General features: G+C 69.4%; 16 protein-coding genes, 1 tRNA gene and 1 pseudogene. 5 read left to right on the top strand and 13 right to left on the bottom strand.

The window, feature by feature from the left end; genetic code table 11:
* Positions 1-21 precede the first annotated feature (21 nt).
* From LG274_RS01495 to LG274_RS01485, 3 genes are all read right to left on the bottom strand, one after another.
* Complete coding sequence (locus tag LG274_RS01495; protein ID WP_404464968.1) at positions 22-933, bottom strand: class F sortase; 912 nt, start codon at positions 931-933, stop codon at positions 22-24.
* A gap of 36 nt (positions 934-969) precedes the next feature.
* A complete protein-coding gene (locus tag LG274_RS01490; protein WP_404464966.1) occupies positions 970-1614 on the bottom strand; it encodes an Ig-like domain-containing protein in 645 nt (214 codons plus the stop codon).
* 92 nt (positions 1615-1706) lie between these two features.
* Positions 1707-2624, bottom strand: a complete 918-nt coding sequence (locus tag LG274_RS01485; protein ID WP_298986364.1) for a LysR family transcriptional regulator — start codon at positions 2622-2624, stop codon at positions 1707-1709.
* Positions 2625-2768: 144 nt separating this feature from the next.
* Here LG274_RS01485 and gabT point away from each other — a divergent pair, with 144 nt between their 5' ends.
* Positions 2769-4103, top strand: a complete 1335-nt coding sequence (gene gabT / locus LG274_RS01480; protein ID WP_404464963.1) for a 4-aminobutyrate--2-oxoglutarate transaminase — start codon at positions 2769-2771, stop codon at positions 4101-4103.
* 81 nt (positions 4104-4184) lie between these two features.
* Here the strand turns inward: gabT and LG274_RS01475 are convergent, their stop codons facing one another.
* The 6 genes from LG274_RS01475 to LG274_RS01450 form a co-directional block, all read right to left on the bottom strand.
* Positions 4185-4496 (bottom strand): hypothetical protein, encoded by a 312-nt coding sequence (locus tag LG274_RS01475; protein WP_298986372.1) that lies wholly within the window; start codon positions 4494-4496, stop codon positions 4185-4187.
* Between the two features lie 198 nt (positions 4497-4694).
* Entirely contained in the window at positions 4695-6080 is a 1386-nt protein-coding gene (locus LG274_RS01470; protein WP_404464961.1) for an NAD-dependent succinate-semialdehyde dehydrogenase, read from the bottom strand.
* The gene (locus tag LG274_RS01465) at positions 6077-6418 is read right to left on the bottom strand and encodes a hypothetical protein (protein ID WP_404464959.1); all 342 of its coding nucleotides are present in this window, start codon (positions 6416-6418) and stop codon (positions 6077-6079) included. Before LG274_RS01465 ends, LG274_RS01470 begins: the two co-directional genes overlap by 4 nt.
* A 115-nt stretch (positions 6419-6533) precedes the next feature.
* The gene (locus LG274_RS01460) at positions 6534-7094 is read right to left on the bottom strand and encodes a hypothetical protein (protein WP_404464957.1); all 561 of its coding nucleotides are present in this window, start codon (positions 7092-7094) and stop codon (positions 6534-6536) included.
* Between the two features lie 42 nt (positions 7095-7136).
* Positions 7137-7613 carry a hypothetical protein gene (locus LG274_RS01455; RefSeq protein ID WP_404464955.1) on the bottom strand — a complete coding sequence of 159 codons (477 nt, stop codon included), beginning with the start codon at positions 7611-7613 and terminating at the stop codon, positions 7137-7139.
* A gap of 276 nt (positions 7614-7889) precedes the next feature.
* A tRNA-Ala gene (locus LG274_RS01450) sits at positions 7890-7962 on the bottom strand.
* A gap of 168 nt (positions 7963-8130) precedes the next feature.
* Between LG274_RS01450 and LG274_RS01445 the strand changes: the two genes are divergently transcribed.
* Positions 8131-9261: an oxidoreductase gene (locus LG274_RS01445; RefSeq protein WP_404464953.1), complete on the top strand. Its 1131-nt coding sequence runs from the start codon at positions 8131-8133 to the stop codon at positions 9259-9261.
* Positions 9262-9920: 659 nt separating this feature from the next.
* On the opposite strand, the gene LG274_RS01440 is transcribed toward LG274_RS01445, so the two are convergent.
* The 4 genes from LG274_RS01440 to LG274_RS01425 form a co-directional block, all read right to left on the bottom strand.
* On the bottom strand, positions 9921-10676 hold the full coding sequence (locus LG274_RS01440) for a TatD family hydrolase (protein WP_404464951.1): 756 nt from the start codon (positions 10674-10676) through the stop codon (positions 9921-9923).
* The gene (locus LG274_RS01435; RefSeq protein ID WP_404464949.1) at positions 10673-11956 is read right to left on the bottom strand and encodes a queuosine biosynthesis protein queC; all 1284 of its coding nucleotides are present in this window, start codon (positions 11954-11956) and stop codon (positions 10673-10675) included. The genes LG274_RS01440 and LG274_RS01435 overlap by 4 nt, the downstream gene beginning before the upstream one ends.
* 5 nt (positions 11957-11961) lie before the next feature.
* Complete coding sequence (locus LG274_RS01430; protein WP_392852959.1) at positions 11962-12315, bottom strand: hypothetical protein; 354 nt, start codon at positions 12313-12315, stop codon at positions 11962-11964.
* A 523-nt stretch (positions 12316-12838) separates the two neighbouring features.
* On the bottom strand, positions 12839-14518 hold the full coding sequence (locus LG274_RS01425; protein WP_404464947.1) for a P-loop NTPase fold protein: 1680 nt from the start codon (positions 14516-14518) through the stop codon (positions 12839-12841).
* 421 nt (positions 14519-14939) lie between these two features.
* Here LG274_RS01425 and LG274_RS01420 point away from each other — a divergent pair.
* From LG274_RS01420 to LG274_RS01410, 3 genes and pseudogenes are all read left to right on the top strand, one after another.
* Positions 14940-16189 (top strand): IS3 family transposase gene (locus LG274_RS01420; protein ID WP_144862608.1). Its coding sequence is split into 2 segments (ribosomal slippage): positions 14940-15249 and positions 15249-16189, totalling 1251 coding nucleotides; the frame shifts between segments, so codons are not numbered across the junction.
* A gap of 126 nt (positions 16190-16315) precedes the next feature.
* Positions 16316-16660: pseudogene (locus LG274_RS01415) on the top strand (sulfate permease).
* Between the two features lie 66 nt (positions 16661-16726).
* Positions 16727-17737 carry a DNA-processing protein DprA gene (locus tag LG274_RS01410; protein ID WP_404464945.1) on the top strand — a complete coding sequence of 337 codons (1011 nt, stop codon included), beginning with the start codon at positions 16727-16729 and terminating at the stop codon, positions 17735-17737.
* The last annotated feature ends 17 nt before the right edge of the window (positions 17738-17754 follow it).

Below are 17754 nucleotides of genomic sequence, written 5' to 3'. Positions count from 1 at the left end.
TACCCCCGCAGATCCCGGCTCTCACGCGACCCGGTCCGCCTGCACCACCCAGTTGTTCAGCGAGTATCCGGTCATCCCGGACCCCTCCACCAGCTCGCATGTGATCAGCGTGACCGCGTTCCCGGGCACGTCCAGCTTCCACGCCCACACCCATTCCTCGTCCTGGGTGAAGGCCGTCTTGTCCGCGGAGACCGCGTCGTCCTGGATGCGGAAGGCCGCCTGGGTGCCGTCGTCGTAGGAGATCACGACGGCGTCTCCCGCGCGCGCCTCCTGGAGCCGGTAGAAGACGTCCTTGGAGCCGGAGTGGATGATGTGGCCGGCGAGCACGCCGGGGTAGCCCGACCGCTCGCCCGGCGTCGTGGACCACTGCGGGGGCCCGTACCAGCCGACGGTCTGCGGAGTGGGGTTGATCTCGCCGTCGTCCCGCATCTGGGTGAGCTCGATCGAGGCGCCCACGATCTGCTCGGCGCTGCGATCCGGCCCGCGGTACACCGCCACGTGCACGGGGGCGGCGGCGATGTCCTCCCAGGGGGCGGCGAGACCGGTCAGCAGCCCCGACGCGGAGGCCGTGGAGGAGGACGGGGCCTCAGACGGGGTCGGTGTGGCCGGGGCGGTCGTGGGGGCCGGGGCGCTCGTGGCGGCCGTGGGGGCCGAGGCCACCGCGTTGCCCGTGGACGCGGTGGAGGCCGGGGCGCTCGACGACGTCGTGACGGACGCCGACGATGCCGTGGCAGAGGCGGACGACGATCGTTCGGTCGGCGTCGGGCCGGCCGAGGCGGTGTCTCTCGACGAGGCCGAGGTGGATGCGGCACTCGGCGGAGCGCTGATCGGGGTGTCGCCGAGGGCCAGGCCCCCGCGCACCGCGAACCAGACGGCCGCGATGCAGGCCAGCAGCAGGACGGCCCAGAGGCCCCGCTTGACGTTCGTGCTCATCGACCGCTCCCTCATGCGTGGTGGTGTCGGCGTCGATCATGTCAGGCCCGGGCCACCGACGCCGCGTCCCGCCGGCAGCGTCACGACACCGTGACGCGACCCGCCGAGCAGGGAACGCGCGGCGTCGCCCGTCTCCACCCTCTCGGGGACGGTGTGACCGTCGCCCTCGACGGCCGGCTCGGCAGGATCGGCCGGATCGGCAGGCTCGATCGGGGTCGGCGTGGAATCGCCGGGGAGGTCCAGCACGTCCACCGTGAACTCGACCGTGCGGGTGGCGTCGCCGGAGGTCATCTGCACGGTGACGGTGTCGCGTCCCAGGAAGTCCTCGTCCGGGGTGTAGCCGTCGCTGGACGCGCGGATCACGACGGTGCCGTGCTCCGGCCTCTTGATGAGCGTCGCGTCGATCGCGACCGGCACACCCGCGTCATCGACGGTCAGCGGCTCCTCCACCGCGGCGTTCTGGTCGGTGGTCACGGACCAGGTGCCCACGGTCGCCCACGCCTCGAAGGGGATGAGCTCATCCGCCTCGATGTCGGTGAAGTTGACCTCGTCGTCGAACGCACCCCTGAAGGCCAGCTGGCCGTCGCCGTAGACGGAGAGCTCGAACCCGGCGGTCAGCTCGTCGCCCAGGGCCTCCGCGATGGTCTCCACCGTGAGGACGCCGGTGGCGGTGACCTTCATGGGTCCCCTCCGGAGGCTGGTGATGTGCACGACATGGAGGCTGCGGTGCATCGGACGCGTCTGGGCCCCGTTCCGCGAGGTGGGACACACGCTCACCTGATGCTCGACGGTGCGAGATGCGGGCCAGGGGCGGGCCGGTCCGGATACCGCGAGCGCGCGAACGAGCGCAGTCGGCCGGCCAGGTCTTCGAGGGTCTCGGCCGAGTAGTGGTCCCGCTGCCACGCGGCGTGCAGTCGAACGAGGAGGTCGCGTCCCTGGGCCACCACCCGCAGGGGCACGAGGTCGAACGCTGGGTCGTCGGTCACCACCGCCACCCCGCTGCCCGTGGCCACGAGTGCCTGCGCGACGCGGCCCGAGTTCGCCTCGGTCAGGTCCGGTGCCGTGAGGCCTGCGACGTCGAGGGCGCCGTCGAGCACCCGCCGGGACATGAAGCTGCGCGAGGGCGCCACGAGCGGCTCCGCGGCCAGCTCCTCGAGGGCGACGGACCGCCGCGCGGCCCACGGGTGGCCGGGCGCCACGTACGCCCACAGGGGCAGGTCGACCAGGGCCGTCGAGGCGATCGTGGGCCGCGGGCTCGAGGGCATCACGACGAGGTCGTGGTTCGTCACCGCCTCCTCCAGGAACACGTCGAGAGGCGTCTCGGCCACCTTCGCCCGCGGCTGACCCGCCCCGAGGGTGGCCACGAACGGGATGACGACGTCGATCAGCGTGGTGCCGGGCGCGGCGATGCGCACGTCCATGAGGCGCCCGGCGGCGATGGTCCGCGCGGCCTGCTCGGCAGCCGCGTGCTCGGCGAGGACGCGCCGGGCGACGGGGAGGAACGCCTCTCCCGCGGGAGTGAGGACGATCCCCGTGCCGGCACGGGCCACGACGTCCAGGCGCACCTCGCGCTGGAGACGCTGCAGCTGACGGCTCACGGCGGACTGCACCAGGCCCCTCCGCTCGGCGGCAGCGGTCACCGTGCCGGACTCAGCGACGGCGACGAAGGTGGCGAGGAGGCGGGCGTCCATGACAGATGAGCATAGATTTCATCCCCGCTGCTCATTGGACGACATGCCTGGGTGCGCCGGATCATGGAGCCACGCGCCCCCGCACGGGGCGCGCCCCCATCCCCAGCTCCCCTCGCGCGGAGCCTCACAGGCGAGGTGCCACCCATGACCCAGTCCCCCCTCTCAGCCGAGGGCGTCGAGCAGTCCCGTCTCCTGGCCACCCCCGTGCCCGGCCCCAGGTCCCAGGCGCTCGCGGAGCGCCAGGCGGCCTCCGTGCCCGCCGGCGTCGCGACCACCATGCCCGTGTACGCCGCCCGTGCCGCCGGCGGCATCGTCGAGGACGTGGACGGCAACCGCTTCATCGACCTCGCCTCGGGCATCGCCGTGACCTCCGTGGGCGCTGCCCACCCGCGCGTCGTGAAGGCCGTGCAGGAGCAGGTGGCTCAGTTCACGCACACCTCGTTCATGATCACGCCCTACGAGGGCTACATCGCCGTGGCAGAGGCCCTCGGGCGCATCGCGCCGATCTCCGGGGAGACCCGCACGGCCCTGTTCAACTCCGGCGCCGAGGCCGTGGAGAACGCCGTCAAGGTGGCCCGCTCCTTCACCGGCAAGCAGGCGGTGGCCGCGTTCGACCACGCCTACCACGGCCGCACCACCCTCACGATGGCGCTGACCGCCAAGAACATGCCGTACAAGCAGCACTTCGGCCCGTTCGCCCCCGAGGTCTACCGCGTGCCGGGGTCGTACCCGTTCCGGGACGGGCTGGACGGCGCCACGGCGGCGAAGCATGCCATCAGCGCCCTCGAGAAGCAGATCGGCGCGGACAACCTGGCCGCCGTCATCATGGAGCCCATCCAGGGCGAGGGCGGCTTCATCGTCCCGGCCGAGGGCTTCCTGAAGGCCGTGGTGCAGTGGTGCAAGGACAACGGCGTGCTGTTCATCGCCGATGAGGTGCAGTCCGGCTACGCGCGCACCGGCCAGTGGTTCGCCTCCGAGTTCGAGGGCATCGAGCCGGACCTGATGACCACCGCCAAGGGCATCGCCGGCGGCATGCCGCTCTCCGCCGTGACCGGGCGCGCCGAGATCATGGACACCGTGCACCCGGGCGGCCTGGGCGGCACCTACGGCGGCAACCCGGTGGCCACGGCCGCCGCACTCGCCGTCATCGAGGCCATCGAGGAGGACGGACTGCTCGCGGAGGCGCAGAAGATCGAGACGATCATCCGCGAGCACTTCGAGCAGAACCCGGACCCCCGCATCGGGGAGATCCGCGGCCGCGGCGCCATGATGGCCGTCGAGTTCGTGGACCCCGCCACCGGCGAGCCCGACGCGAAGCTCACCAACGCCGTGGCGGCCGCCGTGCGCGCCGCCGGCGTCATCCTGCTCACGTGCGGCACCTACGGCAACGTGGTCCGCTTCCTGCCGCCGCTGACCATCGGCGAGGCGCTCCTCAAGGAGGGCCTGAGCGAGGTCACGAAGGCGCTGCGGTCCGCCTGAGCCCCCGCCACCGGCGGACCGACGACGACGGCCCCGCATCCCTGCCCGGGATGCGGGGCCGTCCGCCTGTCGGCAGAGGACTCAGATGTCGTCCTCGTACGCGGGGCTGCCTTCGTTCTCCATGGCCTCGAGGCGCCGGGACTTATCGGCGGTGAAGATCCGGCGGACCCCCGTGCCGCCGAACTCGTCCTCCGGGACCAGCCCGACGCCGTACTTCCGCAGGGCCTTCTCCAGACGCAGACGCTCGTCCACCCGCAGGTCGGCCAGCCCCTTCTCGAAGCGGCGCAGCTGCTCCTTCTCGAGGCCGGCCGCGGTGGCCAGTGTGCGGACACTGACCTGTGCGAGAGCGCGGCCGGCGCGCGCCACGTCGAAGGTCATCGGGGTGGGGTACATCAGACATCTCGATTCTGCAGTTCTCGACGGGGATCCGATCCATGATGGCCGCGCCCCGGATGAAGGGACAAGGGCGCGCCAGCCCAGACCCCGCTGTGCGACATGCGCGTCGCTGACCCATCGCTCCCGCCACGCCGGCGGGACGCGGACGGGCCCGCCTCCGGTCACCGGAGGCGGGCCCGTCGTCGTCGTGGGGTGTCAGTCCTGGACGAAGTACATCTGCTTGTTGACGAACTCGTCCATGCCGAGCGGGCCGAGCTCGCGGCCGAAGCCGGAGCGCTTGACGCCGCCGAACGGGATCTCCGCCCCCTCGCCCGCCGGCGTGTTGACGTTGGCCATGCCGACCTCGAGCTGCCGGGCGATCCTCTCGGCCTGGACCTCGTCCTGGGAGAACACGGCGCCGCCCAGGCCATACTGGGAGTCGTTGGCGAGGGCGAGCGCATCGTCCGCGGACTCCACCTTGTAGACGACGGCGACGGGGCCGAAGAGCTCCTCGCGGTAGGCGTCCATCCCGGAGGTGACGCCCGTGATCACGGCCGGGGCGAAGCGGGCGCCCGCCTCGTCCGTGACGGTCCCGCCGACGTGGACGGTCGCGCCCTGCTGACGGGCCCGCTCCACCTGCTCGGCCAGGCCCTCGGCGGCACCGCGCGAGGACAGCGGGGTGAAGACCGTCGGGTCCTCGTCGACGGCCTCCCCGGGCTTCATGGCCTCGGCCAGGGACACCAGCTCGGCCACGAAGGCGTCATGGATGTCCGCCGAGACGATCATGCGCTTGTTGGAGTTGCAGGCCTGGCCCATGTTGTACATGCGGGTCGCCCACGCGGTGCGGGCGGCCTCGGCCGGGTCCTCGGCGTCGAGCACGATGTAGGGGTCCGACCCGCCGAGCTCGAGGACGGCCTTCTTGACGTGCTGGCCCGCGAGCGCGCCGATCACGGAGCCGGCCCGCTCGGAGCCGGTCAGGGAGACGCCGGCCACGCGCGGGTCGGCGATGAACTCGGCGATCTGGTCGTGCGTGGCGAAGACGTTGGTGTACACGCCGGCCGGCACGCCGGCGTCGTCCATGATCTGTTGCACGGCCAGGGCCGAGCGCGGGCAGATCTCGGCGTGCTTGAGCACGATCGCGTTGCCGAGCATGAGGTTCGGCGCGGCGAAACGGGCGATCTGGTAGTACGGGAAGTTCCACGGCATGACCCCCAGCAGCACGCCCAGGGGCAGGTGGCGGATCATGGCGCGGCCGCCCTCGAAGGTCTCGATGGGGCGGTCCGCGGCGAGGGTGGGACCCTTGTCCGCGAAGTAGCCGAAGATGGCCGAGCTGAACTCCGCCTCCTCGACGCCCTCGGTCACGCGCTTGCCCATCTCGGTGGCGATGATCTGCGCGAGCTCGTCCTTGCGCTCCTCGAAGAGGTCCGCGACCTTCTGCACGATGGTGGCGCGTTCCTCGATGGGGAGGGCGGCCCACGCGCGCTGGGCGGTCTCGGCGGCGGCCAGCACCTGGTCGACCTCACCGTCGGCGAGGGCCGGGAAGGTCTCCACGACCTGGTCGGTGCTGGGGTCCTGCACGCGATAGCCGGCGGGGGTGCTCATGAGTGGGTCCTCTCGTTCGGGTCCCGGACCACGGCAGTGCCGTCGTCGTCCGGACGGATGATCGGGATGGGTCGGGTCGAGTCCGTCTGCGGCAGGGTCTCGCCGCGGAAGTACGCCGGGTGGCGCAGCCGTGTCCACATCATCAGTACCACGCCGATCGCCAGCACGCCCATGCCCAGGATGAACACGGTGCCGACACCGAACACGGAGGAGCCGGAGCCGTCGTCGGGGTCGGGGTCGGTGGAGTCCAGCGCGGTCACGCAGAACATCACCAGCAGCACGAGGCCGGGGAGCACCGCGAAGATCGACTCCTGGATGTCCGGGCTGCCCGCGCCCATGGCGTGCCTCGGCGACTGACGCCCGGGCTGCCGGCCGCGTGTCATGCCGGCACGGACGCGCCGCCCCTCCGCGTGAGAGGGGCGGCGCGTCGACGGATCTGTGTGCGGCGGGCTGTCAGTCGGTCAGACCCAGACAACGGCGGGCCGCGACCAGCACCCCCGCGGCGGCGGCACCGAGGCCGGCCAGCCACCAGCCGGTGGACTGCCCCGTCTCGACGGTGTCCGGGGTCGTGTGCTGCTCGTCGGCGTCGCCCTCGACCGGAGCGGTCTGCTCCTCCTCATCCCCCGGAGCCGGGGCGGCCGCGTCGCCCCGGAACGCGGCGAGCGCCGCGGCGGTGTCCGGGTCGGTCAGGTCGAGCGGCTTCCCGTTGAGGACGCCGTCCTCGGCATCGACGAAGCCGTCGTACGCGGCGGGGATCTCCTCGCCGACATGCACGGTGACGGTCTGGACATGGGCGACGTGGTCGCTGTGGAAGTCGACGGTGAAGGTGTCCGTGCCGACGAAGCCCTCGTCGGGGATGTACCAGGCACGGAGCTCGGAGTGCTCCGAGTCACGGAACGCGAAGACCTCACCGTGGGGCGGCTCGGCCACGACCGCCGCGTAGGTGTTCTCCGTCGTCGGCGCGGCGACCAGGTGGACGATCTCGGCGCCCGCCACCCCGGGTGCCAGCTGCATGGCCGAGTCCCAGGCCAGGGGCCGGTCCCCGAGGTGGGCTGTCTACGGGCCGTCGACGGAGTGGACGGCCGCGCCCTGATCGTCGGCGAGGTCGGCGTCCGCCTGGAGAGTGATGCCCATGTTCAGCAGCTGCCCGTCCACCTCCACGTCGTACCGCACGAGGCCTTCACCGGCCGCGCCGAGCGCGCGGCGGGTCTCGAGGACGTCCACGGCGCCGCCGTCGATGACGTCCAGGGCGGTGAACTCGACCTCCTGGCCGCCCTCCAGGCGGGTGCCGTCCTCGGCCACCGGGGTGAGCGTGAGCGTGAGGTCCTTCGGGTCGTAGCCGTCGTAGGTCTGGAAGAAGGCGGCGGTGACGTTCTTGTGGTCAACGGCCTGGAAGTAGCCGGCCTGGGGGCCATGGGCGTCGTCCCAGGCGGCGGCGGGGCCGGCGAGCGCGACGGTGGTCATGAGGCCGGCGGTGGCGACGGCGGCGGGCAGGTGACGGAGGGAGGGACGACGGGTACGGATGACGGACATGGCAGCTCCTCACTGAGTCGGCCGGACAGGGCCGGCGGCCCCGCCTCTGCAGCACCGGTGTCCCGGGCTCCACGGGTGGGGACGCCTCGAGTCTGTCCGCCGAGAGCATGCCGTGAAAGGGCTGTGCGACGTCGATGCGCGATCGACGCGGGACCGCAACCCGGCCGTGACCGGTGGGGGGTGCCATGCGGGTGGAGAGCGCAGAGTGGTCACGACGGCGAGCCGGCCGCCACGACGACGAAGGCCCGGTCCGTATGGACCGGGCCTTCTGACGGGTGGAGGTAAGGGGATTCGAACCCCTGACCTTCTGCATGCCATGCAGACGCGCTACCAACTGCGCCATACCCCCAGGTGGGTGGTGACTCCGTTTCCGGCGGACCGGCTGGAGCACCTGGATAGGATACCCGGCCCGCGGCAACCGCGCAAACCGGCCGGGCGGCGTCGATGGACCGTCGCGTCCCCACGGCCTAGCGTGCAGGAGACGCCTCATGCCCGCCGCCAGACCAGGAGGTCCTGCATGTCCCCCACCGACGCACCGATCCGCACCGCGCTGATCGGCTATGGGTTCGCCGGGAAGACGTTCCACGCCCCCCTGCTCCACGCCACGGAGGGACTCGCGTTCACCCATGTCGTCTCGAGCCGCCCGGACGCGGTGCACGCGGACCTGCCGGACGTCGTCGTGGTGCCCGACGTGGACGCGCTCCTGGCGCGCCACGACGTGGACCTCGTGGTGATCGCGGCCCCGAACGATCAGCACACGCCGCTCGCGCGCACGGCCCTGAGGGCGGGCAGGCACGTGGTGGTGGACAAGCCCTTCACGCTGGGTCTGGCCGAGGCGCGGGAGCTGCGCGACCTCGCGGCCGAGACGGGGCGGGTGCTGCGGGTGTTCCAGAACCGCCGCTTCGACAGCGACTTCCTGGGCATCGCCGAGCTGGTCCGCTCCGGCCGGCTCGGGGACGTCGTCCACCTCGAGTCCCGGATCGACCGCTTTCGCCCCACCGTCCGGGACCGCTGGCGGGAAGCCGCGGTGCCCGGGGGCGGCATCTGGTTCGACCTCGGACCGCACCTGGTCGACCAGGCGCTCCTGCTCTTCGGCGTCCCCGAACGCGTGGACGCCGACCTCGCGGCCCTGCGCCCGGGCGCCCCGGTCGAGGACTGGGCGCACTGCGTGCTGCAGTACCCGGGCCGACGCGTGGTCCTGCAGGCGTCGATGCTCGTGGCCGGCGGCAGCCCGCGCTTCGCGGTCCACGGGACGCGCGGCTCCGCGGTGAAGGAACTGCCGGATCAGCAGGAGGCGCAGCTGCGCGCGGGTCTGCTCCCCGGCGCCGAGGGCTGGGGTGTCGACCCCGACCCGATCCTCCTGCACGACGGGGAGGGGAACATCGAGCGCGTCCCCACGCCGACCGGAGCCCAGCAGCGGTCCTACGCGGACGTGCGCGACGCGATCCTCGGCCGCTCGAACGGCGGCGCCGCCACCCCCGACCAAGCCGTCGCCGTGATGGCGGTGCTCGAGGCCGCCGTCGCCTCGGCGCGGGAGGGTCGTGCGGTGGAACCCGCACTCACGGCGGTCGAGCGCGCCGCGTACCCCGGCGTGTCCCCCGCACCGACCGCGGAGGAGCGACATCACCGCAGTGCCGCGGCGCGGTGATGTCGCAGGGCGGCGGTCGCGTCCCGGGCCCGCGCAGGAGCCCGACGACGACGAAGGCCCGGTCCGCATGGACCGGGCCTTCTGACTGGTGGACCTAGCGGGAGGCTTGTCGAAACTTGCCCCGCCGCTGGCCCGCTTGAGTTTGATGCATCGCGCGATCCGTCTTCGTGCGCGGCATGGTGTCCGTCGCGAGGAGTCTCACGTCCGGCAGCAGGCAAGGGTCAGCGGTGAGGTGCTCCTTTCGGCAGAGGCTCAATACGCGGCCGGTGAGACGCTGCGCACGATAGCCACGGAAGTCGGCGTGAGTCGGCAGCGGCTGGCGTCACTGTTGCGCCAGCGAGGTGTGCGTCTTCGTCGCACCGCTCCCTCGGATGCGGAGGTTCAGGAAATGGTTCGGCGGTATGCCGAGGGCGAGTCTCTCGAACGCGTGGGCGCACGCCTCGGATTTTCGGCCGGCACTGTTCGAAACCATTTGATCGCTGCGGGGGTACTGCTCCGCGATCCACAAGGGCGTGAGCGATGAGTCGTCCCCTCGACCCTGCTCATGGCTGTGCGCCTTCGCCAGCGAAGTTGCCGGCGTGCTCAGAGCGGGGTCTCCGAACTTGCGGACCCTATTTCTGGCTTTCAGGGTTGCGGGACGCTCGGCGTGGTGCCGCCGACTATAGGTACAAGAGCGTGTCCGCGACAGGTTCGGGTAGGCGCTCGATGGCGCCGGAGCGCTCGCTGAGCGTGCGCAGGTTCCACCAGGTCGCTGCGCGAACCTCTTGTGGGCTTGTACCCCAGGCCTGACTCAGCAGCAGCTCGATGCGTCCTGTGTCGGCTGGTCTGCGGGAACGCACCTTGCGTGCGGGAAAGTCTGTCTCGCACAGAACCCGGTTCCGCGGAAGTCGTCGGATCTGATCTTCGGACATCGCGGCGTTGACCGAGAAGTATGCATCGACGTCGATCGCCCGCTTGACATCGGTGTCATCTCCGTTGAACCAGTGCAGGATCGCTCCGCGCGTCTTGGCATCGGTGAGGTATTGGACGACCTCGGTTGTCGCTCCGGAGCTGTGAATGGAGACCAGCACGGGCTCGCTGCGCACGATGGTCAGTACCTCTTGGAAGATGGAGCACTGCCGAGCCCAGTCGCCTCCGCGGCGGTCCAGGCCGATCTCGCCAACTAGCGCGAAGGAGCGGAGGAGGTCTTTGAACCGTTCCGGGTCCCATGCGGCGCGGGCGGTTGCGACGGCCGGATGGATACCGAGCCCCCAGATGAGCGAGTGATCGCGTCGGTTCTTGACCTGACTAGCTTCGTGGAGGCTTCGGGTCATAGCGAACACGACGGCGTCGCCGAGGGCTGTGATTTGGTCTCGGGTGACGTCGGGAGCGATGTGGGCGTGGGCGTCCAGCGCCGGAAGGTCGGCGCTGGTCACGTCAGGTCGACCTTCCCGAGTTCGGCGAGTCCGCGTTTGGCAAGGTCGCTGATTTCATCGAGGTCCGCATCGGGAGGCCATGTCCCCGCGTCGATCGCATCGTCGTCGATTCCTCGGGCGGTTGCGTAGCTGATAGCAGCGCGGTCACTGTATCTCCGCTCCAGGAGTTCACTTCGTGCGGTTCCAGTGAGGTGGTCGGACAGGTAGATGGTCGAGTCGTCTGTTTCGGCTGCGATGAAGGCTCCTCGGCGGGTGACGCAGGCGTAGCACAGCCCGCAGTTCAGGGTGGAGTTGCCGCCCTTGATTCGGGCGCCATCGAGTTTGCTGCACGAGACGGTCAAGCCAGCGGTGTGCTCCCAGCCTGCTGGTGGCTGGCGGTCGGCAACGAGGCGCATCTCCTCGCCCTTTGTGTGGGCGGCGAACGGGTTGGTCACCGATACGGTCAGTCCGAGGGTGTGGAGAAGCGTGTTGACGCGGTAGAAGGTCTCGGGGTGGGTGGAACGGGTTGATAGGGCGCCGGCCCGGTTGGGGTGTAGTGGCAGGTTCAGGCTGGTGAAGCCGTTCTCGGGTACGAAGAGAGTCGTTGCCTGGCGGCTTGATGCGATAGCAACTCCGAGGGCCACGAAGAGCAGAGAACGGCTTCGACTGGAGCTTTCCTTCTTATCGGCAACCTGGGTGAACTCGGTCTGTGTGTACGAGGGCGCTGGGGCGTAGGAGTCTTGAAGCCAAGAGCGGATGGCGTTCTGGGCACGTCGCACCGCGGTGGCAGTGTCGTAGTGGCCCACAAAGAGCGGAGCATCGTCCAAAGTAGAGAGCAAGTGCAGGGCGCCGAGGAAGGAGTCGAGTCCACCGCTGAGCAGAGCGACGGATGCCACGTTGTCGGGCGATTGGTCGGCTCGCGGATCTGATCTGGTGGTCGGATCCTGTACCAACTCGATTTCCCAGGTGTCTCCGGTCAGCCAGGAGAGCAGCTGGGCGAGCTGGTCCGCGGCATCGGCTTCCCACAGTGAGGGGTCGGAGGCTTCGACCGTGAGTTGGAGCCGCCGAGTGAAGGCGGTTGGCCTTCCCGAGAGCCGATCTGCGAGGTAGGCGGCACCGGCGATGCGCACCAGGTCGATGGCTTGGTCCGGGACCGGACCCAACGACGGCAGCCACCAACCGAGCCCGCTCTTGATCGTGCTGGTGTGGCCTGCCGCGGTGGGCCACCGCAGACGCTGCTGAGCGGGTGCGCTCTCGTTCGTGGAGTCCTCGCCGGAGACGTAGAAATGAGTCTGTGGCATGTCGATTACCTTGCCCTCAGTACGCGGATCGCTCGTTGGGCGAGGTCGGCGGCGGCTTGATGCAGGCTGTTGGCGGATAGAGCCGGGGCGGCGTCGATATCAAGGCCACGCACCTTCGCGTCGATCCAGCCACGCAGCATCCGTTCGCGTGTGACCGCCTCGTTCCCATCGAGAGTGCCGTTGGTGATCTGGTCTTGAAGTTCCACGAGGCCGAGCTGGAAAATGTAAGCACTGACGAACCCTTTGATCGCTTCAGCAGCGGTGGGCGGTTCTTTGTCGGTGGCGACGATTTTCTTGACTTGCTCGGTGGCTGCTTGTCGGATGGCTCGGTCGTCGGGGTGCCCGTCGTCGCCGATCATGAGGGTTACGAGTCTGCTGATGCGTGCGCGCGGCGTTAGCGAGTCGAACTCGTCCAGCGAGAGTCCGTAGTCCGCCAGTCTCTGGGCATCGCGGTTCCTGAGCGCATAGGCGGCTCCGATCGTCGCGCCGCCACGGGAGGCCCCGCCGATGACCTGCCGGGTAGATCTGCTGCCGGAGCGGCCCGTGCCTGCGGAACGTCCCCCCGAAGTCCCGGCGCCGGCGCCACCCGCTCCTCCGGCGCCAGCCCCTCGGCGTCCGGGGACGCGAGGGCGAGGAATTGGGGGCACGGTATTGCCCCTGGCAGCGGGGTCGTCGCGCCACAGCGCATCGATGAGTGCTTGGCCGGCGCGGTCGACGTCCGAGGCTGGTTGTGCGGGGTCGAAGAGCGTGTCCGACGATGGGTCGGGTGTAGAGCCGTCGTCGGCGCCGTCAGGGGCGTTTCTGCCGCTCGATGAGCCAAGATCGCCCCACGCGTCTCGGAACTCGTTCCACTCGGTGGAGTTGCTGCCGCCGTAGGCGCCGCTAGTTCCCATCGAGCTGCTCCAGTTCGTCCTGCGCCGCAGCCTGCGTCGAAGGGTGCAACGCGGCGTCCGTTGCGGCCCGCCGCACGAGCGCGACCAGTGCGGGTCGTCCGCTGTTCGCGAGTTCGACGATGGCGCCCGGGGTCAGCCGCGCTCCCCAGCAGTGCGCCTCGATGCCGGCAGCGGTCGCTTCTTCCAGCGCCGGGTTCTTCCCGCCCCAGAGGACAGCGCCCCGGATCACCGATTCTGCATTGTCGGTGCGCTTCGTCGCGCTGATCAGCACTTCCAGTGCCGCAAGCTGTTCGTCCTGGCCTCGTTCGGACAAGGTGTCAGCGGCGACATTCCGGGCGGTTTCGCTCTCGCCGAGAAGGTCGTTGATGAGCGTCAGCACGTCATCGGAGACCTGCGCACCCATGCTGACGTTGATGAGGCTCGCGGCGAGACTGATGTAGGGGTCGAGGTTCTCCCCTTTGAGGAACGGAGGCGCAGCGGCCCAGTCCTTGGTGCCTTCGTCGATGCCGGCGGGGAGCGTGGCGTCCTCGCCCTCTTCTCCCGACGGGTTCGCCCAGGCCTCCCAGCGGGCCAGGAGTGTCTTACGTTCCTGAGCGGGCGACGCGGCGAGGGTGTTGAAGGAGGTGCGGTAGAGCTCTTCGAGCAGAAGCATCTTGATCATCACGGCCGGAGCGACGGTGACCTCGCGTGCGCGGGCGATGGATTCGCGGACGCCGAAGGCATTGAGGAATCGTTTGATCTGGCGAGGGTTGGAGCGACGATCAGCGCTCAAGCCTTCCGCGAGCTGGGTCGCCAGCGCCAGATCAGCCTTCGTTGGCGCGGCATCCAGCTTGCCGAGGTCATGCAGCAGCGGCGTCTGATTGGCATTTCGACGCGTGCGAACATGAGCGGCCAGTGCGTGCAGGTCGGTCTCGTGCATCGTTCGTCCTGCGATCAGCAGGCCGATGTACGCCTCGGCGTCCGCTCCGGACAGGCGTGGGAGCGCGATCGGGAGCTGGACGATCTTCTCCAGGTACCGCTTGGCGAAGATGTCCCCGCGTCGAGCGCCGTCCAGGCTGACCGAGATGGCATCACGAACCATGTCCTGATCGGCCGCGAGCACGAACACCATCTTCTCTGTGGACAGGAACAGCTTGATCGCTTCGAGCGTGGCGGTCACGGCGTCCGGGAGGCACCGATCCAGATCGTCCACGAGCACCACGACGCGCTCTACATTCGGGATCAGTGCGAGCAGTTCCTTATAGGCGTCGTTGAAGCCTGCCATCGACTGTGTGCCGCCGGGGTCCTTCGGTCGAAAGATCTCAGCGATCTCCTTGGGGTCCACTTGGAAAGTGAGAGCGCCTTTGGCGATTGCGACTGCGGCCCGGCTCCAGCTCACGCGTTCTAGGAGTTCCCTGGCCTTCTTCGCCACCTTGTCCTTGGTGCCGGGATCGGGAACTTGGGCTTGGATGCCGTGGAGAATCTCCGAGATCAGGGTGCCCTTGACGTCGTCCTGGTCGTCGTACGCCCAAGGGTTGGTGGCGACGACGAAGCAGGTCTCGTCGTCCTTGAACTCGGCTTCGATGAGCTTGAGCACGGTGGACTTGCCGCCGCCCCACGGGCTCTGCACCGATAGTGTCAGGGGGTGGATGTTGTGTTCACGGACCGCCGCGACGATGGGGTCGACCACGGCGTCGAACCCTAGAAGGTCCAGGCTGGTGGGGTTGTCGTCCCAGAGCCTGATCTGTGGGGGCGGAGCCGCCATTGCCTGCCTCGCTCTCTGGCGATGGCTCGGCTGGGCCAGTCGCCTCGGTGGTCAGGAGATCCCTGTCGGACACCATTGTCTCCGATCCGGACGCGTCAAGCGTGCGACGACACGGTCGCCACGCTTTGTTGGCGGGCCGCGCCGCAGGGCGTTGACGGCTCCCCGACCACCGCTCGGTAGGGCTGCTGACGCGGGGGGTGAGTTACCTCTGCTCTTCCCTCGGACACGCGGCTGGAGTATCTTTGTAGTAGGCGGCCTCTACCTGCTTGACCATCGCTGGGTGCTTGACCCCTGATCTTGGACACGCTGATTCCAACACGATGATGGGGAAGCGAGAATCCGAGGGATGGCTAGGAAGAACTACACGGACGAGTTCCGGCAGCGGGCGGTGGACTTGTACGAGTCGACGCCCGGTGCGACGTTGAATGGCATCGCGGCGGACCTCGGGATCTCCCGCGGTGCGCTGCGGGAGTGGGTCGAGAAGCACGGCTCGGGCACGACGACCGCCGGCACCATGTCGCCGCCCACGTCGGGGCGGTCGGAGTCGCAGGCGGCGAGGATCGTGCGGCTGGAGGCGGAACTGGCGGCGTCGAAGGCGGAGAAGCTGAAGCTCGAGACGGAGCGGGACATCCTCCGTCAGGCGGCGAAGTATTTCGCCGGGGAGACGAACTGGTGAACCGCTTCCAGTTCGTCGAGGACCACAAGGACGCCTACGGCGTGAAGCGGTTGTGCGAGATCGTCGAGATCGCGAGGTCGTCGTTCTACGCCTGGCTCGCGGCGGCTCCGGGACGGGCGGCGAGAGCGGCCGAAGATACAGCCCTCGCCGCACGGATCAGGGTGCTGCAGGACCCCGCCCAGGGCGGCGACCGCGCCTACGGGGCACCCCGGATCACCGCCGACCTCAACGACGGCGTCACCACCGCCGCCGAGCGGGTGAATCACAAGCGCGTCGCCCGCGTGATGCGTGAGCACCAGCTGGTGGGGATCCGGCTGCGACGCCGGGTGAAGACCACGATCCCGGACCAGTCCGGGAGGAAGTTCCCCGACCTGATCGGCCGGGACTTCTCGATCGGGGAGCCGAACCGCCGGTACGTCGGCGATATCACCTACCTCCCGATCGCAGACGGGTCGAACCTGTATCTCGCGACGTGCATCGACCTCGGCTCCCGCAAGCTCGCGGGCTGGCAGGTCGCCGACCACATGCGCACCGAACTCGTCGAGGACGCACTCCGCGCCGCGGCCCGCGACCGCGGCAGTCTCGCCGGCGCCGTGTTTCACAGCGACCACGGCAGCGTCTACGCCTCGAAGGCCTACGCGGCCCTCTGCGAGCAGCTCACCGTCGTCCAGTCCATGGGTGCGGTGGGCACGAGTGCCGACAACTCACTCGCGGAGAGTTTCAACGCCGCGCTCAAGCGGGAGCTACTCGAGGGCCGGGCCGCATTTCCAGATCAGGCCACGGCCTACCGGGCCGTGTTCCGATGGGCGAACCGCTACAACACCCGCCGACGCCACTCCACGATCGGCCAGGTGAGCCCAAATAGCTACGAGAACGCCTACGACGCCGCGAGGTCAGCTACCCTCACGGAAGCGGCATAACCGAACCGACACCGTGTCCACGATCAAGGGTCAAGGCCCCTGGACGCGGTGGGACGACCAGTCGGCCTCGGCCGGAGCGGTCCTTCTTGATTCCTTGTCGCCGGAGACGAGGAGAGGACTGTGCTCATGTTCCGCTTGATCTGGATCGCCAGCGTTCACACCCGCTACTTTCTGCGCCGCTACATGCCCACGAACCTCCTGCTGGACGCGGTTCGTACACGCCGTGGGCTCAAATGGGGTCTTCCTGCGATGTTGCTGGCCGTCCCCTACTTGTACGTTGCGAGTTTCCTGATGGTGCTGATCTAGGATGGCGGACCCGGTTGGCTGTACCTGCTGGTGCTCTTGTGCATCTGGAACGCGATGAAGTTCGCGATCATGGGCCCGGTCAGCGTCGTCCTGCTGCTCCGTGCCCGCGCGGCTGAGTGGCGCGATCGGCGCATCGCCCGTCGTTCGGTTGCCGCCGTGGCGTGACTGTCTATCAGTGTGAGTGGTGCTGTGCACCTTCTCGACGTCATCCGACGCAGAAGGAGCCCTCCCATGGCGGTTATCGCTGACCTGTCACCTGATGAACGCAGCGCTCGGATGCTGCTGTCTATCCTCGCGGAGCCTGATGACCCCGTCACTGGTCGTGTTCTCTCGCGCGTCGGTGCGGTCGAGACGCTGCGACTCGTCGAGGACGACGGCACGATCCCAGGCGTGAATCGAGTGGACACTCAGGTGTGGCGCGATCGCCTCGCGCTACCACGTCGACGCGAAGGCGTCACGGAGAGGATGCGCGGTATCGGGCAAAGCGGCATCATGGCGCTCGTCCCCGGCGACGAGCATTGGCCCAAGGCGCTGGACGACCTGGGCGAGCGCGCCCCATACGTACTGTGGACCCGAGGTGCCACCTCGTTCCTCGCTCGCCCGATGACCGACCTAGTGACGATCACCGGGGCCCGAGCCGCAACCGCCTACGGCGAGCACGTTGCCGGTGACCTCGCCGCAGACCTGGCGAGCAGTGGGCACGTCATCGTGGCCGGCGGCGCATATGGCATCGAGGGCGCCGCTCATCGGGCGGGTCTGGCTGCCGGTGGGGACACGATCGCGGTTCTCGCCGGTGGTGTGGATCGCCCCTACCCGGCAGGTCACGGCGACCTGCTCAGAAGGATCGCCGATGTCGGACTGCTGGTGAGCGAGCTGCCTCCGGGTTCTGCACCGACTCGGCATCGGTTTCTCGCGCGCGGCCGGCTCATGGCGGCGCTGTCCGGCGCGAGTGTGGTCGTTGAGGCTGGCACTCGATCCGGCTCGCTACACGTCGCCGCTCACGCACGCGCCCTTGGCCGCGGCGTGGGCGCGGTTCCGGGACCGGTGACCAGTGTCACGAGTGCTGGGTCACATCGTCTCCTGCGCGACGGCATGGCGCAGCTCGTCACCGACTCTGCCGACGTGGTTCGTCTGCTCGAACAAGATGCCGCGTCCCGCGCGAAGGTGCGCCGCTCCTCATTGGGGTCGGAGTTCACCTACCGGCACGAGCACAGCGCCGACCCGCCCTGCCGCTCGCTGTGAGGAGTCCGCGGCCCTGG

Source organism: Micrococcus antarcticus (assembly GCF_044872765.1).
Lineage (GTDB): Bacteria > Actinomycetota > Actinomycetes > Actinomycetales > Micrococcaceae > Micrococcus.
The sequence above is the reverse complement of the archived record's forward strand: the minus strand, read 5'-3'. Positions and strand labels throughout refer to the sequence as shown.

Excerpts from the sequence above, each read along its gene's own strand:
- LG274_RS01445 (WP_404464953.1), top strand. The coding sequence starts at position 8,131 with ATGTCCCCCACCGACGCACCGATCCGCACCGCGCTGATCGGCTATGGG.
- LG274_RS01430 (WP_392852959.1), bottom strand. The coding sequence starts at position 12,315 with ATGATCGGCGACGACGGGCACCCCGACGACCGAGCCATCCGACAAGCA.
- LG274_RS01435 (WP_404464949.1), bottom strand. The coding sequence starts at position 11,956 with ATGCCACAGACTCATTTCTACGTCTCCGGCGAGGACTCCACGAACGAG.
- LG274_RS01455 (WP_404464955.1), bottom strand. The coding sequence starts at position 7,613 with ATGTCCGTCATCCGTACCCGTCGTCCCTCCCTCCGTCACCTGCCCGCC.
- LG274_RS01410 (WP_404464945.1), top strand. The coding sequence starts at position 16,727 with ATGGCGGTTATCGCTGACCTGTCACCTGATGAACGCAGCGCTCGGATG.
- LG274_RS01475 (WP_298986372.1), bottom strand. The coding sequence starts at position 4,496 with ATGTACCCCACCCCGATGACCTTCGACGTGGCGCGCGCCGGCCGCGCT.
- LG274_RS01490 (WP_404464966.1), bottom strand. The coding sequence starts at position 1,614 with ATGAAGGTCACCGCCACCGGCGTCCTCACGGTGGAGACCATCGCGGAG.
- LG274_RS01465 (WP_404464959.1), bottom strand. The coding sequence starts at position 6,418 with ATGGGCGCGGGCAGCCCGGACATCCAGGAGTCGATCTTCGCGGTGCTC.
- LG274_RS01495 (WP_404464968.1), bottom strand. The coding sequence starts at position 933 with ATGAGCACGAACGTCAAGCGGGGCCTCTGGGCCGTCCTGCTGCTGGCC.
- LG274_RS01470 (WP_404464961.1), bottom strand. The coding sequence starts at position 6,080 with ATGAGCACCCCCGCCGGCTATCGCGTGCAGGACCCCAGCACCGACCAG.
- LG274_RS01485 (WP_298986364.1), bottom strand. The coding sequence starts at position 2,624 with ATGGACGCCCGCCTCCTCGCCACCTTCGTCGCCGTCGCTGAGTCCGGC.
- LG274_RS01460 (WP_404464957.1), bottom strand. The coding sequence starts at position 7,094 with ATGCAGCTGGCACCCGGGGTGGCGGGCGCCGAGATCGTCCACCTGGTC.
- gabT (WP_404464963.1), top strand. The coding sequence starts at position 2,769 with ATGACCCAGTCCCCCCTCTCAGCCGAGGGCGTCGAGCAGTCCCGTCTC.